This window comes from Ruminococcus sp. (assembly GCF_019423705.1).
In the GTDB taxonomy this organism is placed as follows: Bacteria; Bacillota; Clostridia; order Oscillospirales; family Ruminococcaceae; genus Hominimerdicola.
Map to the genome: position 1 here is coordinate 62,757 of NZ_JAHZAX010000009.1, position 14,390 is coordinate 77,146.

The 14,390-nt window shown below is 45.8% G+C and carries 14 protein-coding genes, 3 tRNA genes and 1 riboswitch; of the genes, 7 read left to right on the top strand and 10 right to left on the bottom strand.

Features of this window, described 5'->3' with window-relative positions; genetic code table 11:
• Positions 1-329: 329 nt before the first annotated feature.
• From grcA3 to thiD, 10 genes are all read right to left on the bottom strand, one after another.
• Positions 330-581, bottom strand: coding sequence for an autonomous glycyl radical cofactor GrcA3 (gene grcA3 / locus QZ371_RS08640; RefSeq protein ID WP_178182254.1), 252 nt, complete (start codon positions 579-581; stop codon positions 330-332).
• 80 nt (positions 582-661) lie between these two features.
• Positions 662-889 (bottom strand): hypothetical protein, encoded by a 228-nt coding sequence (locus QZ371_RS08645; RefSeq protein WP_295211716.1) that lies wholly within the window; start codon positions 887-889, stop codon positions 662-664.
• Entirely contained in the window at positions 879-2,954 is a 2,076-nt protein-coding gene (gene pflB, locus QZ371_RS08650) for a formate C-acetyltransferase (RefSeq protein WP_295211717.1), read from the bottom strand. Before pflB ends, QZ371_RS08645 begins: the two co-directional genes overlap by 11 nt.
• 790 nt (positions 2,955-3,744) lie before the next feature.
• Positions 3,745-5,163, bottom strand: a complete 1,419-nt coding sequence (pyk, locus tag QZ371_RS08655) for a pyruvate kinase (RefSeq protein WP_295211719.1) — start codon at positions 5,161-5,163, stop codon at positions 3,745-3,747.
• A gap of 213 nt (positions 5,164-5,376) precedes the next feature.
• Positions 5,377-6,018, bottom strand: coding sequence for a thiamine phosphate synthase (gene thiE / locus QZ371_RS08660; RefSeq protein WP_295211720.1), 642 nt, complete (start codon positions 6,016-6,018; stop codon positions 5,377-5,379).
• Between the two features lie 22 nt (positions 6,019-6,040).
• Positions 6,041-6,511 carry a GNAT family N-acetyltransferase gene (locus tag QZ371_RS08665; protein ID WP_295211721.1) on the bottom strand — a complete coding sequence of 157 codons (471 nt, stop codon included), beginning with the start codon at positions 6,509-6,511 and terminating at the stop codon, positions 6,041-6,043.
• A gap of 86 nt (positions 6,512-6,597) precedes the next feature.
• Positions 6,598-7,413 (bottom strand): hydroxyethylthiazole kinase, encoded by an 816-nt coding sequence (thiM, locus tag QZ371_RS08670; RefSeq protein WP_295211722.1) that lies wholly within the window; start codon positions 7,411-7,413, stop codon positions 6,598-6,600.
• Positions 7,413-7,934 carry an energy coupling factor transporter S component ThiW gene (gene thiW, locus QZ371_RS08675; protein ID WP_295211723.1) on the bottom strand — a complete coding sequence of 174 codons (522 nt, stop codon included), beginning with the start codon at positions 7,932-7,934 and terminating at the stop codon, positions 7,413-7,415. The genes thiM and thiW overlap by 1 nt, the downstream gene beginning before the upstream one ends.
• A gap of 449 nt (positions 7,935-8,383) precedes the next feature.
• Positions 8,384-9,697 (bottom strand): phosphomethylpyrimidine synthase ThiC, encoded by a 1,314-nt coding sequence (gene thiC, locus QZ371_RS08680; RefSeq protein WP_295211724.1) that lies wholly within the window; start codon positions 9,695-9,697, stop codon positions 8,384-8,386.
• Positions 9,694-10,506, bottom strand: coding sequence for a bifunctional hydroxymethylpyrimidine kinase/phosphomethylpyrimidine kinase (gene thiD / locus QZ371_RS08685; protein ID WP_295211725.1), 813 nt, complete (start codon positions 10,504-10,506; stop codon positions 9,694-9,696). The genes thiC and thiD overlap by 4 nt, the downstream gene beginning before the upstream one ends.
• Positions 10,507-10,586: 80 nt before the next feature.
• Positions 10,587-10,693, bottom strand: a riboswitch (TPP riboswitch).
• A gap of 215 nt (positions 10,694-10,908) precedes the next feature.
• Here thiD and QZ371_RS08690 point away from each other — a divergent pair.
• From QZ371_RS08690 to QZ371_RS08720, 7 genes are all read left to right on the top strand, one after another.
• A complete protein-coding gene (locus QZ371_RS08690) occupies positions 10,909-11,811 on the top strand; it encodes a DUF5685 family protein (protein WP_295211727.1) in 903 nt (300 codons plus the stop codon).
• Between the two features lie 5 nt (positions 11,812-11,816).
• Positions 11,817-12,431 carry a J domain-containing protein gene (locus QZ371_RS08695; protein WP_295211728.1) on the top strand — a complete coding sequence of 205 codons (615 nt, stop codon included), beginning with the start codon at positions 11,817-11,819 and terminating at the stop codon, positions 12,429-12,431.
• Between the two features lie 19 nt (positions 12,432-12,450).
• Complete coding sequence (locus tag QZ371_RS08700) at positions 12,451-12,993, top strand: hypothetical protein (RefSeq protein WP_295211730.1); 543 nt, start codon at positions 12,451-12,453, stop codon at positions 12,991-12,993.
• Between the two features lie 42 nt (positions 12,994-13,035).
• Entirely contained in the window at positions 13,036-13,803 is a 768-nt protein-coding gene (locus tag QZ371_RS08705) for a TVP38/TMEM64 family protein (protein ID WP_295211731.1), read from the top strand.
• Positions 13,804-13,934: 131 nt separating this feature from the next.
• Positions 13,935-14,008 (top strand) — tRNA-Gly (locus tag QZ371_RS08710).
• A gap of 49 nt (positions 14,009-14,057) precedes the next feature.
• A tRNA-Arg gene (locus QZ371_RS08715) sits at positions 14,058-14,134 on the top strand.
• 56 nt (positions 14,135-14,190) lie between these two features.
• Positions 14,191-14,268, top strand: a tRNA-His gene (locus QZ371_RS08720).
• The last annotated feature ends 122 nt before the right edge of the window (positions 14,269-14,390 follow it).

Sequence of the window (14,390 nt, forward strand, 5' to 3'; positions counted from 1 at the left end):
AATTTGTAAGGGACGGCGTCCTCGACGTCCCACTTTCTCAGCGTCTTTAGACAAGCAAAGGCATTTCTCATTAACCTTTTACATTCTGTCAACAGGTAGGGGCGAACATCGTTCGCCCGTTTTTCGCCAACGTCGCAACTTTTATCGCAACCGACTTGACTGCACCCCCGACCGATCCCCTCAGTCCGACTATACAGCAATCGGGCGACGGCTATACTCCCACACATTGGCGAACCACGCCGCTATGTAAGAACGATCGCCGACCGCCCGTTTGCTTTTATGTTCCGCAAAAAGCACTCAGCTCTTCACGGGGATACTCATATTAAGTATTAAAGGCTCTTGTGGAATGTTCTTGAAATAACATCGTCCTGCTGTTCCTTTGTAAGCTTTACAAAGTTTACAGCGTAGCCCGAAACTCTGATAGTGAGCTGTGGGTACTTCTCAGGGTGAGCCTGAGCGTCGAGAAGAGTTTCTCTGTTAAGTACATTTACGTTAAGATGATGTCCGCCTTTTTCAGCATAACCATCAAGCAGACCGATAAGGTTATCGACCTGTGCATCTGTTGGTTCAAAATTTGCCATAATATCATTTCCTTTCTGTAATTTATGACACCGAAGCTTCAAGAGAGCCGCAAAAACTCTCCTTTGCTTCTTTTAGGACTTTAGTCCTCAGTATTATCAATAGCATCCTCTTCCGTTGGCTGGCAGCAAGCAGTTTTGCCGTCACCTCCGCAATCGGAAGTGCTGTAAGTTCTGACGTTAAGACCATCTGCTGTCTCGTCAAAGTCAACTGTAAGATGACCCTTTCCGTCCTGCATAAGTCTGTCAATGACGTCCACAAGTTCGTTTACCTGTGCTTCGTCCTCGTCTTTCTTTACATTAAACCCCATCGTTGAGCTCCTTAGCTATGCTTTCGATATCGAGATCGCCCATAAATACCTTATCGTCCTTGCCGAGTGCGTCAGGAATAATGGAGAATGTATTAGAAATACCGTCCTGAGCATGTCTGAATGGGAGCTTAGCAACAGAAGAAAGTGAAGAGGAAGCGCCGTGTGTATCTCTGCCGTGCATTGGGTTAGCACCAGGAGCCAGAGGCACGCCGATCTTTCTGCCGTCAGGTGTAGAACCTGTCTTCTTGCCGTATACAACGTTTGAAGTAATTGTAAGGATAGACATTGTAGGAACACCGTCTCTGTAAGTGTGGTGCTTTCTGATCTTATCCATAAATGTTCTTACGAGGTCAACTGCGATCTTGTCAACTCTCTCATCGTTGTTACCATACTTAGGGAAATCGCCCTCAACTTCGTAATCTGTTACGATGCCGTCCTCATCTCTGATGCACTTGACTTTTGCATACTTGATAGCAGAAAGTGAGTCAGCAACAACTGAAAGTCCAGCGATACCTGTTGCGAAGTATCTCTTAACATCTCTGTCGTGGAGAGCCATCTGAACTCTCTCGTAAGAATACTTATCGTGCATATAGTGGATAACGTTAAGTGTATTAACGTAGAGGCCTGCGAGCCATTCCATCATATCGTCGTACTTAGACATTACATCATCGTAATCGAGGTAATCGCCTGTAACTGGACGATACTTAGGACCAACCTGGATCTTAAGTCTCTCATCGACACCGCCGTTGATAGCGTAGAGGAGGCACTTAGCGAGGTTAGCTCTCGCGCCGAAGAACTGCATTTCCTTACCAATTCTCATTGAAGATACGCAGCAAGCGATAGCGTAGTCATCGCCGTGTGTAACTCTCATAAGGTCGTCGTTCTCGTACTGGATAGCAGAAGTCTTGATAGAAGTCTTAGCGCAGAACTTCTTGAAGTTTGTTGGAAGCTTTGTGCTCCACAGAACTGTCATGTTCGGCTCCGGTGCAGGGCCGAGGTTCTCGAGAGTGTGGAGATATCTGAATGAAGTCTTTGTAACCATTGGAACGCCGTCGATAGAAACGCCGCCGATAGACTCAGTTACCCAAGTCGGGTCGCCGGAGAAGAGTGAGTTATACTCAGGTGTTCTTGCGAACTTAACAAGTCTGAGCTTCATAATGAAGTGGTCTACGAGTTCCTGAGCCTCTTCCTCTGTGAGGATACCTCTCTCCATATCTCTCTTGATATAGATGTCGATAAATGTAGATGTTCTGCCCAGTGACATTGCGGCACCGTTCTGCTCCTTAACAGCAGCAAGGTAGCCGAAGTACAGCCATTGGATAGCTTCCTTAGCGTTCTTAGCAGGACGTGAGATATCGTAACCGTAGATCTCACCGAGCTTCTTGAGTTCGCCGAGGGCTCTGATCTGCTCAGAAAGTTCCTCTCTGAGTCTGATGTTCTTAGAAGTCATTCTAACGAGAGAAGTTGCAAGCTGATCCTTCTTGTCTTCAACAAGGTAATCAATACCGTAAAGAGCAACTCTTCTGTAGTCGCCGATGATTCTTCCTCTGCCGTAAGCGTCCGGCAGACCTGTGATGATAGCAGCGTGTCTAGCAAGCTTCATCTCAGGTGTATAAGCGTCAAATACGCCCTGGTTATGTGTTTTTCTATATTCTGTGAAGATCTTTACGATCTCTGGGTCAACTGTGTAGCCATTCTGCTCGCAAGCATTGATAGCCATTCTGATACCGCCGAAAGGCTGAAGTGAACGCTTGAAAGGCTTATCTGTCTGGAAGCCAACGATCTTCTCAAGATCCTTATTGAGGTATCCAGGGCCGTGAGAAGTGATAGTGGAAACGATCTTTGTATCCATATCAAGAACTCCGCCTGCTTCTCTTTCCTGCTTAGAAAGATCCATTACCTGTTCCCAAAGCTTCTTGGTTGCGTCTGTCGGACCTGCGAGGAAGCTGTCGTCGCCGTCATATGGTGTGAAGTTCTTCTGGATAAAATCACGAAGATTTATAGAAGTATTTGACCATCTGCCGGGCTTAAAGCCTTCCCATTCGTCATAAAACTGTCTTTCCATTTTATACTCTCCTGACATACAGATTTCAAGCGGCGTGGTATTCATTTTTGAATTGCCTACCTTATTTATAATACACACCGCTTGTATACTAAAATAGTAACATATTTGTTTTCTATTGTCAAGCAAAAGTCAAAAATATTACTTATCAGCCATATTTCAGTCATATGTTAACATAGGTTTAGTATTCCACAATATTCTCTAAACCCCGATAATATTCGATTTTCAAGCTGCTTTTCGGAGAAGATCAAACGTGATCAAAGCCCTTGGTTATGTACACAATGTCCACATTATCATTTCTCAACATTTGGGTGCAAGTCCTTAGATGCGCCAGCCAAAACTATCACGTCGAGTTTCCTAAGACCTCAGTCCAACAAGTTTCCCTTGCCACTCTACAAATGTCTTTCTACTTATCCCGAAAAATCGGCGAAAAGTTGCATTAAAAATACAACAATTGCTCAATTATTATCAAATTAAAACATAAATCATTGGTTTGTACAAATTAGTGAGCATAAAATTAGTAAAATTGTACAACAAAATAAGGACGACCAAAGGTCGCCCCGAGACTGTTGAAAAACACCAAAATAACGGACGAACGCTGTTCGCCCCTACAATTGACAGGTTCAAAAACGTTGTAGTTAAACCGCACCAAACGCACTTTGTACGGTTTAATCCTGTGTGCGGTTTAAAGTCTGTCCAGTCCTCGGGCTACTATGAGGGCCGCCCGAAGTACAGATTATGCGAATAAAAAAAAATCGGCAGAGTACACCCTGCCGATCTGCGATATCAAAATTTATGCACGCTCAACTTTGAGCAGATTTGTCGTTCCGCTCATTCCAAGAGGTACGCCTGCTGTGATAACAACAAGCTCGCCCTTCTTGAGATAGCCAAGCTCTACTGAGCGCTCGAGGGCGTGACGGATAAGTTCATCGGTGTTGTCCTTTTCCTCGATGATACCGGCCTCGATACCCCAAGAGAGGTTCAGCTGGTGACAGGTCGTCAGATCAGTCGTGAGGGCGATTATCGGGCAGTTCGGACGGAACTTCGAGAGCGTTCTCGCAGTCGTGCCGCCCTTTGTTACTGTAAGGATAGCTGCGGCGTTAAGGTCGTGGGCTGTGGTCACAGTTGCGTGGGAGATAGCGTCTGTGATAGTTGAATTGCGCTCGTCTGCTCTCTTTCTGAAACGACCGATATAGTCGATATCCTTCTCAGTTGTCTCGGCGATAAGGCTCATTGTCTTGACTGCTTCAACAGGATATTTGCCTGCTGCGGTCTCGCCCGAAAGCATTATTGCTGATGAACCGTCATAGATAGCATTTGCAACGTCCGTGATCTCGGCTCTTGTTGGTCTTGCGTTGGAAATCATAGACTCCAACATCTGTGTTGCTGTGATAACGTTCTTGCCTGCGTTGTATGCCTTTCTGATAAGCTCTTTCTGAATCGCAGGTATCTGCTCGAAAGGTATCTCAACACCCATATCGCCTCTTGCGACCATTATTCCGTCAGCGGCTTCAAGTATCTCGTCGATATTTGCAACGCCCTGTGCGTTCTCAATCTTTGCGATGATCCTAGGATTGAACCAGCCAAGGCTCTGTGTGAATTTTCTCAGATATATAACGTCTGCGCCTGTTCTAACAAATGAAGCTGCGATATAGTCAAAGCCCATTTTTGCGCCGAACTCAAGGTCAGCCATATCAGCGTCGGAGATATAAGGCATTGAAAGGTTGACGTCAGGAACATTGATGCCCTTGTGGTCGGAAACAACGCCGCCGTGGATAACTTCGCAAACGATATCCGTACTGTCAACCCTGAGGGCTTTCAGCTCGATATTACCGTCGTTTATAAGAATTCTCGTGCCGATAGAAACGTCCTTTGGAAGCTGTGGGAAAGTGCTTGAGCAGATAGTCTCATCGCCCTCGACTTCTCTTGTTGTGAGAGTGAACTTGTCGCCGTCCTTTATCGTTACAGGCTTGTGATCCTTGAAATTTTTTAGTCTTACCTCAGGACCTTTTGTATCAAGCAGCGTTGCGACGTTCACGCCCAGTTCTTCTCTAAGTCTGCTGACTGTTTCAAAACGTGCCTTATGAACGCTGTGGTCGGAATGTGAGAAGTTGAATCTCGCAACGTCCATACCATTTTTCATAAGCTCACGCATTATGTTTTCGTCATCTGTTGAAGGTCCTATGGTGCATACGATCTTGGTCTTTTTCATTTTTACTCTCCTAACATAGTTACTTGTTTCAACGCATTAGTGCTTTAATTCAAAAAATAAACCTTTTTAAATCATTATAACCGATTTCCTTCAAAAGGTCAATAGGGCGGCATATAAATTTACACAAATTATACATAAATAAATGCTTCCACTTTTCTGTTATCAGCATTTATTGTACAAAAAAACGGACGATTTTTCATCGCCCGTCTGATATTATCTGCCGAAAGTATCGTCGCAAAGGGCACGGAGGTCTTTTGCGGCTTTTTCGATATCTGGCTGGGAAACAACTGCGGAAACCACCGCTGCGCCGTCAATGCCCATACCTTTGAAGTTCGGAACAGTTTTCTGATTCACGCCGCCGATTATAACTATCGGGATATCAACAGCAGCTCTAATTTCCGCAAGCTGTTCCTTTGTGACCGCTCTTGCGTCGGTCTTGGTATTTGTGGCGTACATTGCACCAACACCGAGGTAATCAGCGCCATCGGCCTGAGCTTTTTTCGCTTCTTCAAGAGTTGCGGCGGAAATGCCGATAAGCTTATCATCGCCGAGAATCTTTCTTGCAACGGCGCAAGGCATATCGCTCTGACCCAAATGAACGCCTGCGCAGTCAACTGCTTGTGCGATATCAAGTCGGTCGTTGATGATGAGTGGCACGTTATACTTGTCCGTTATCTTTTTCACTCTTACGGCAAGCTCATAGAACTCTCTCGATGAGCAATCCTTTTCTCTAAGCTGAATGACGGTACAGCCGCCCTTTACGCCCTCTTCCACAGACTGTTCGATAGTATCGCAGGACATAAGTCCACGGTCGGTGCAGAGATACAATGTATAGTCAATTTTTGATTTGTCCATTTTTTTACCCTCTTATTTCTTATCAGAGAATGACTTCCATTCCCGTTTTATATGGTTTAAGGCCTGCTTTTTCGTAGAATTTTCTTGCGGAAGGGTTGCACTCCCACACGTTGAGAGTTACGTTATAACAGCCCTGCTCCTTGGCAAATTTCTTGACGGCCTCATAAAGAACTGAGCCGATATGCTGGCCTCTGCAATTCTCGTCCACGCACAGGTCGTCGATATAAAGTGTCTTGATATCCGTCAGAACGTTATCACCCTTATGCTCCTGAAAAATGCAGAAGGCATAGCCTTTCATAATGTCATTATCGTCAACGGCCGCAAAGATCGGCTTTGAATTATCCTTGAGCATTACTTTAAGCTCTTCCTCGGTATACTTTTTTGCGCCCTCTTTGAAGAGGTCTGGTCTGCCCTGCTGGTGAACTCTTTCCACCTGATAGAGCAGCTCATTCATTTGCGGTATATCCTTTTCATTAGCAAATCTGACGGTCATTGATATGCAACTCCTTTATGTTAATTTGCAAAAAATTTAATGGTATCACATTACTATGATACCACTAAACTTGAAATATTGCAAGACTAAGCTTCTTCTATCTTTGCTTTTGCGGCAAAAACCTTGCTGTTCATTTTGCTGATAGCGTCGATTATTGCAATATGGAAGCTGCCAGAGCCGATGTCGCCAGCTTTTTCGTATGCGAACTCCCCTGCTATGCCCATTGCGGCAATGCCTGCTGCGGCGGCTGTGAACATATCCACCCCTGTGCCTGCGAACGAGCCAACAAGGCCTGTGGTCATACAGCCTGTGCCTGTTACCTTTGAAAGGTATGGGTGGCCGTTGGATATCCTTGCGACCTTTTTGCCGTCTGTGATAGTATCGACTGCGCCTGTTATTGCGGCAACGCAGTTATACTTTGCGGCGGTCTTTTTTGCGACTGAAACAGGGTCGTTTCTCTCGTCGGCTTCGGAGGTATCAACGCCCTTTGTGGAGACTTCCAGCCCTGCGAGATACGACATTTCCGAGAGGTTGCCCCTCAGGATACTGATATCAACATTTTCGAGGATACGCTTTGCTGTTTCGTTTCTGAAATTTGAAGCGCCTGCGCCGACTGGATCGAACACAACGTGGATACCAAGCTCATTGGCTTTTTTGCCTGCGGCGACCATTGACTCGACTGTGCGTGCGTTAAGCGTGCCCATATTTATCACGAGGGCTTTTGAGATAGACGTAATATCGGCTGCTTCTGCGATATCGTCCGCCATGATCGGCGAAGCGCCTACTGCGAGAATACAGTTTGCGACGTCGTTTACTGTGACATAATTTGTTATGCAATGGACGAGAGGGCAAAGTTCTCTTACTTTATCTGCGGCATTTGCGCAGCTTTCAACAATGCTCATTATGCTTTTGCCTCCTTTTGGAAGCCCAAGAAGCTATCGAATACTTTTGCTTTCTTGAGGGCTGTTACGATAACTATTGCGAGGACTGTTCCGCCTGCGCAGCTTACAAAGAATGGGAAGATATACATTGTGATGGCTGCGGCCGGTGAGCCAACGAGAAATCTTGCGACAGGATATGCAAGAAGTCCGCCCAAGACTGACGTGCCGAAAAGTTCGCCAACATAAGCGGCTGGGAGCTTTTTGATATACTTATAAAGCATACCTGCAACGAATGCGCCCACCATTGAGCCGGGGAATGCGAGAAGCGAACCAAGGCCGAGAAGATTTCTGAGAAGCGCTGCTGTAAAGCCTACGCCCACAGCCCAAGCAGGACCTAAAAATACTGCGCCGATGATGTTTACAAGGTGCTGAACAGGTGCGCACTTAGACGCTCCGATCGGGAATGAGACCAATGAACCTACTACTGCGACTGCTACCAATACGGCTGCGAAAACCAGCTTGTGAATGTTTGTCTTTTTCATTTTTATTCCTCCATATCGTATCGCACCGCCGAACGAAAAAGAGTAAAGTTATCCAGCGGCACGCAGACCATAAGCTTATGCTCAAAGCTCATAGTCCGGTGTTAAAATATTTTTCGGTCGGCGCTTGATTGCACCCTCTCACCCCGAAACACGGGTTCCCTCGCTGAATACTTTTTGAAAAAGTTCGCAAGACGCTCCTCTTGCACATTACATTCTTTTTATATCTGCCTTATGCAATTGTACGAATTTTCGTACAATTAATAGGCTGACATTCTTTGATATTGCTGTACGTTTTATTGTACAATTACACGTTGTATCGTATCAAACGGGCGAACGTAAATTGTTATGAGCCTTGTCGAATAACAATTTTCGCCCCTACAAAATTTGTAGGAGACGGCGTCCTCGACGTCCCATTTGTCGTTTTTTACAATGACTTATGTTTCAGACAATTACTTTTCTGAGCAGAACTTAACTTCCTTGCCTTCGAGTATCATATTTGTTGTTCTTACGGCGCACATTTTGCCGCACATTGAACAGGTATGTCTGTCGGCAGGCGGGGTCTGCTCGAAAAATCTTCTTGCTTTTTCGCCGTCGATAGCGATATCGAACATTTCGTCCCAATCCATTTTGTGACGGGCTGCTGCCATTTTATCGTCGATATCTCTTGCGCCCTTTATGCCCTTTGCGATATCTGCGGCGTGGGCTGCGATCTTGCTGGCGATTATACCCTCCTTAACGTCGTCAACATCCGGAAGTCTAAGGTGCTCGGCTGGAGTTACATAGCAGAGGAAGTCTGCGCCGTTTGCTGCGGCGATAGCTCCGCCGATGGCTGATGTGATATGGTCATAACCAGGTGCGATATCTGTTACCAGAGGTCCGAGGACATAGAACGGTGCGCCGTGGCAGATCTTCTTTTCCATTATCATATTTGCGGCGATCTCGTTCATTGCCATATGGCCTGGGCCTTCCACCATAACCTGAACGTCCTTTTCCCAAGCCCTCTTTGTGAGGTTGCCCAGCTCGATAAGCTCTGATATCTGTGCGGCGTCAGAGGCGTCGGCGAGACATCCCGGACGGAGTGCGTCACCGAGGGAGATCGTTACGTCATACTCTCTGAGGATCTCGAGGACTTCGTCGTAATACTCAAAGAATGGGTTCTCATTGCCTGTCATCATCATCCAAGCGAAAAGAAGTGAGCCGCCACGGGAGACGATATTCATTTTTCTGCCTTCACGTCTGAAAGCTTCAACGGCACGTCTGTTGATACCGGCGTGGATAGTCATAAAGTCTACGCCCTCTTCTGCGTGGGCTCTTACGACCTTGAGAAAATCCTGTGCGGAGATCTCGAGAAGGTCTTTATCAAGATAGCCGATCGCATCATACATTGGAACTGTGCCGATCATTGCAGGGGACTTTGCGATAAGTTCTTTTCTGAAAGTATTGGTCTTGCCGTAATTGGAAAGATCCATAATAGCTTCTGCGCCGAACTTTATTGCCATATCGACTTTCTGCATTTCGATATCGTAATTTTTAGCGTCTCCAGAGATACCGAGGTTTACGTTTATCTTGGTCTTGAGGCCTTTACCGATACCCTCGGCGGAAAGTGCGGTATGGTTTACGTTTGCAGGGATAGCGATCTGACCTGCGGCAACGAGCTCCATAAGCTCACTTACGTCCATATTTTCCTTTTTAGCGACGGTCTCCATTTCAGGAGTTACAATGCCTTTTTTAGCGGCTTCCATCTGAGTTTTATAATTTCTCATATTTGATTTCCTTTCATAGCTTTCATAGCATAATAATCATAGAAATGATTTACGGGGCTGTGCCCTTTTCCGACTGTGAATGATCTTTCTATGGCTTCTGTGATATAGTCCTTTGCAGACCTCACGGCGGTGAGCATATCCATTCCGTTGGCGAGGTTTGCGGTTATGGCAGAGGAAAGCGTACAGCCTGTTCCGTGGGTGTTCGGTGAATCCACACGTTTGCTTGAAAGCTTATGGGAGCCTGTTTCGGTGTACAGGATATCAACGGCGTCGCCTGTTAAGTGGCCGCCTTTGACGAGGACGTTTTTCACGCCCATATCCATTATAAGCTTTGCGGCTGTTTCCATATCCTGCTCGTTATGTATCTCCACCCCTGCGATAGCTTCCGCTTCGGGGATATTGGGTGTGAGCAGGTCGATCATAGGAAAGAGCTTTTCCTTCATCGTGGTGACTGTTCCGCCCTCTGAAAGAGCGTCGCCGCTGGTGGCTACCATAACTGGGTCGCAGACTATTATCTTTGGTCTATACTGACAAAGTTTATCTGCAACGGCGGAGATTATCTCGGCTGTGGGCAGCATACCAAGCTTTACGGCGTCAACTTCGATATCTTCAAAGACGGCGTCTATCTGCTTTTTTATCTCCTCTGTGGGGACGTTGAAAACGGACAGCACTCTTGTGGTGTTTTCAGCCACGACTGATGTTATAACGCTCATTCCGAAGGTGCGGTTGGCGGAAAAGGCTTTAAGATCGGCCTGTATCCCTGCGCCGCCCGAACAGTCTGAGCCTGCGATAGAAAGACATTTTTTCATAGAAATATCCTTTCAGCTTTCGGCAGGGAAACACAAAAAGGCACAAAAAATACCCCCTGTTTATGCAGGAGGTATCAGAGATAACTTGTCTTTTTGCTTCCTACAATGGTATTGACCAACAGGTTCTAAGGGTCAGGTTCTACCTTCTCAACCAAGCCTTGCGGCTTTAGTCCCCCTGCAAACTTGATATTCGATTACATTTGCTTATGTGCAAATTTTGCAGCACTCATTCTTGCTGCAATTTCATTATAGCACCGCACTTCTGTATTGTCAAGCAAATTTCTTTTAATTTGGCGTGTATGCGAAATTAAGAGAAGTTTATCACGGGATATACACAATTATGTTTTATAATATGGTATAATATAAAAATATAAAATAAAGAATTTAGCAAAGGGTGTTTTTATGTTCGGGTATGTCCGTCCTTTCAAGCCTTATATGAGAATGTTTGAATATGATATTTACAAGGCTGTTTACTGCGGACTGTGCAAGGATATGGGCAGGCGGTTCGGATTTGTGACACGGTTCACGCTGAGCTATGATTTTGCTTTTTTATCGCTTATGGACTTATCCGTGCGAGGTGAAAAGCTTGACGCTGAGAGACAGCGCTGCATTGCTCACCCTTTCAAAAAAACGATGTGCGCAAAATGCACCTGCGATCTGAGATACGCTTCTTCATCGGCTGTGATACTTACTTATCACAAGCTGAGGGACGATATTTCCGACAAGGGCTTTGGCGGAAAGGCTTTGGCGATTATGCTGCTGCCCTTTTTCAATAAGCCTTACAAGGTCGCTTGTGGTGATTATCCTAAGCTTGCGCCGAAGATCGAAGAGGCTATGAGACTTCAAACAAGGGTCGAGGGCGAAAAGACTGTGGGGATAGATATGGCTTGCGAGCCGACGGCGCAGATGATGACGGCAATATGCGGCGACCTTTGCGGCGATGATGATGAGCGGCGGTCTTTATTGGAGCGGTTCGGGTATCTGCTGGGGCGGTTTATTTACATTTGCGACGCATTGGACGATCTCGAAGATGATTACAAAGAAGGGGGATACAATCCCCTGCTTTTGAAATTTCCCATTGATGAGGGGCTGGACGAGATACCCCGAGAGGATATGGAAAAGATACACGCTTACACGGACGACAGCATTAATTTTACGCTGGGAGAGCTTGCGGAGGTTTACGTCAAGCTTGACTTGAAAAGATATCGTGATATACTTGACAACATTGTATATCTTGGGCTGAAAAACGTGTATAATATGATTAAGAGCGGAAAGTTCCGCAAAAAAGAAGAGAGAGGAAAGTAAAGTTTATGAACGGTAAAGACCCATACAAGGTTTTAGGCGTTTCGCCAACGGCTTCTGACGCTGAGATCAAGGCGGCCTACAAGGAGCTTGTAAAAAAATATCACCCTGACCAATATCAGGACAACCCTTTGGCGGACGTTGCGGCGGAGAAAATGGCTGAGATAAACGCCGCTTACGACGAGATTATGACGGGCAGGCGAAACGGCGGATATTCGGGCGGAAGCTCTTACGGCGCAGGTTCCCAGGGATTTGATCCAAACTATGTGAGAAGCCTTATACAATCGGGCAGCATTACGGCGGCAGATCAGCTTCTTGACAATGTTTCGATGGATATGAGAAACGGCGAATGGTATTTTCTCAAAGGCTCGGTATGTTACAAGAGGGGCTGGCTCAACGAGGCTTACAATCATTTTTCAAGGGCTGTTCAGCTTGAACCGGGCAACGCTGAATACTCGGCGGCTTTGGCGCAGATGAACAGGCAGAGAAGCGGATATATGAACGGCAATCCTACTCAGGGGTATTCTACGGGAGCGATGAGCGGCCCTGACTGCTGCACTTCTCTTTGCTGCGCTGACTGCTGCTGTGAAATGATGGGCGGAGACCTTATACCTTGCTGCTAGATACGGGAATGATGAAGTTATGAGAGACAAAAAGGCATTCCGTGTGGCGCTGGGGGGGATATGCTCGGCGATATGCTTGCTTGCGATGTTTTGCAGCGGTTTTCTGCCGATGCTCAGCTATGCGATACCGACATTTGCTGGCTTTATAATGGTCGTGATGATCGTTGAGGTGAACAAGAGCTGGGCATTTGCGACATACTGTGCGGTGAGCCTGCTGTGCATTTTCACGACGCCGAATTACGAGGCTTCCCTGCTGTTCATACTATTTATGGGATATTACCCCATACTGAAATTTTATCTCGATCAAAAGCCGAACAAGCTTATGGTATGGGTGATAAAATTTGCGGTATTCAATGCTGCGATCGTGATATTCTTTTTAGCGTTCCAATTTATTTTCACCTCGGTGGATATGCTTGAGGGAATGGAGATGTTCGGGCGTTACGCTGTGCTTGTATTATGGGCGATGGCGAACGTATTCTTTTTGGTATATGAATATGCGCTTACGCAGCTTACTGATATGTACATAAACTGGTTTAGAAAAAAGATACTTAGGCGGAAATAGAAAAACAGACAACAAAACAAAAACAACAAAAGGGTGAGCCGTATGATGGACGAACAAAAGAAAGAAAAAACATTAGACGAAAAAGAGAAAGAGATATTAGACGAGGCAACTATTCAGACGCAGAGGCACAAAAAGAAGATACAGATAATAAGTCTATCGGCGATAATTGCGGTGATACTTATTGCGACTGTGGCGTGCATACCGCTTATAAAGGCGCTTTACAGCGACAACGGAATGGCGGCTTTGGAGCAGAAGCTTGACAATTACAGCGGTTTTGTGGGAGTTTTGATATTCACCTTCATACAGGCTTTGCAAGTTGTCATTGCGGTGATACCGCCGATACAGGTGGTTGGCGGAGTGTTGTTCGGCTGGTTCTGGGGTGGGTTATTATCATTCCTTGGAACGCTCCTTGGAACGATGGCGATATTTGCACTTGTGAAGAAATTCGGTCGGCCAATAGTTGAGGCCTTTGTTGACGAGAAGCAGCTGAAAAAGTTCAAATTTTTGCAGGATGAGAAGAAGCTGACGGTGATACTGATAATTCTTTATCTTATCCCGGGCATACCGAAAGATGTTATATCATACATTGTGCCGCTGACGCCGATCAGCAAGCGTGATTTCTTTTACTACGTTATGCCTTGCCGTCTGCCAGCGATAATGCTTTCGACGATACTTGGCAGCAATGTTAAGAGCGGAAACTTCACCATAGCGCTTGTTGTGCTTGGCATTGCCATTGTACTTGGCATTATCGGTTATTTATTCAAAGATGTTATTTTGAATAAAATGAAGCAACACAAGAAGTCCAAATAGGCATTAATGCACAAAGTTGGCTTTTCGAGAAAAAAATTATAAAAAGTGCTTGACAAAGGGTGTTTGGTGTGCTATAATTAATATCGTTGATTGAGCGGTACACAAAACAAACACCTCAGTCAAGCGGGTATGCGGGTGTAGTTCAGTGGTAGAACTCCAGCCTTCCAAGCTGGTCATGTGGGTTCGATTCCCATCACCCGCTCCAATATATCTTAGATCCTTATCCAAATTTAAGGTATTGATGAGTACAGTATGCGTCATTAGCTCAGTTGGATAGAGCAACCGCCTTCTAAGCGGTAGGTCACTGGTTCGAATCCAGTATGGCGTACCATTTAACTCGTTACAGGCTTTCGTCTGCTGCGAGTATTCTTTTCTAAATAGGATATGGTGGGTATAGCGTAGCTGGCCTAACGCGTCAGTTTGTGGCACTGAAGACCGTGAGTTCGAATCTCACTACCCACCCCACCGAATACGTTCTGCTTTTTGCAGGACGTATTTTTTTGCTTACTTGGATTTTCAAAACGTTGCTCGTTTTTATCTTCTTACAGAAAAAGAGCAACAGAAATCTCTTCCTGCTGCTCTTATCC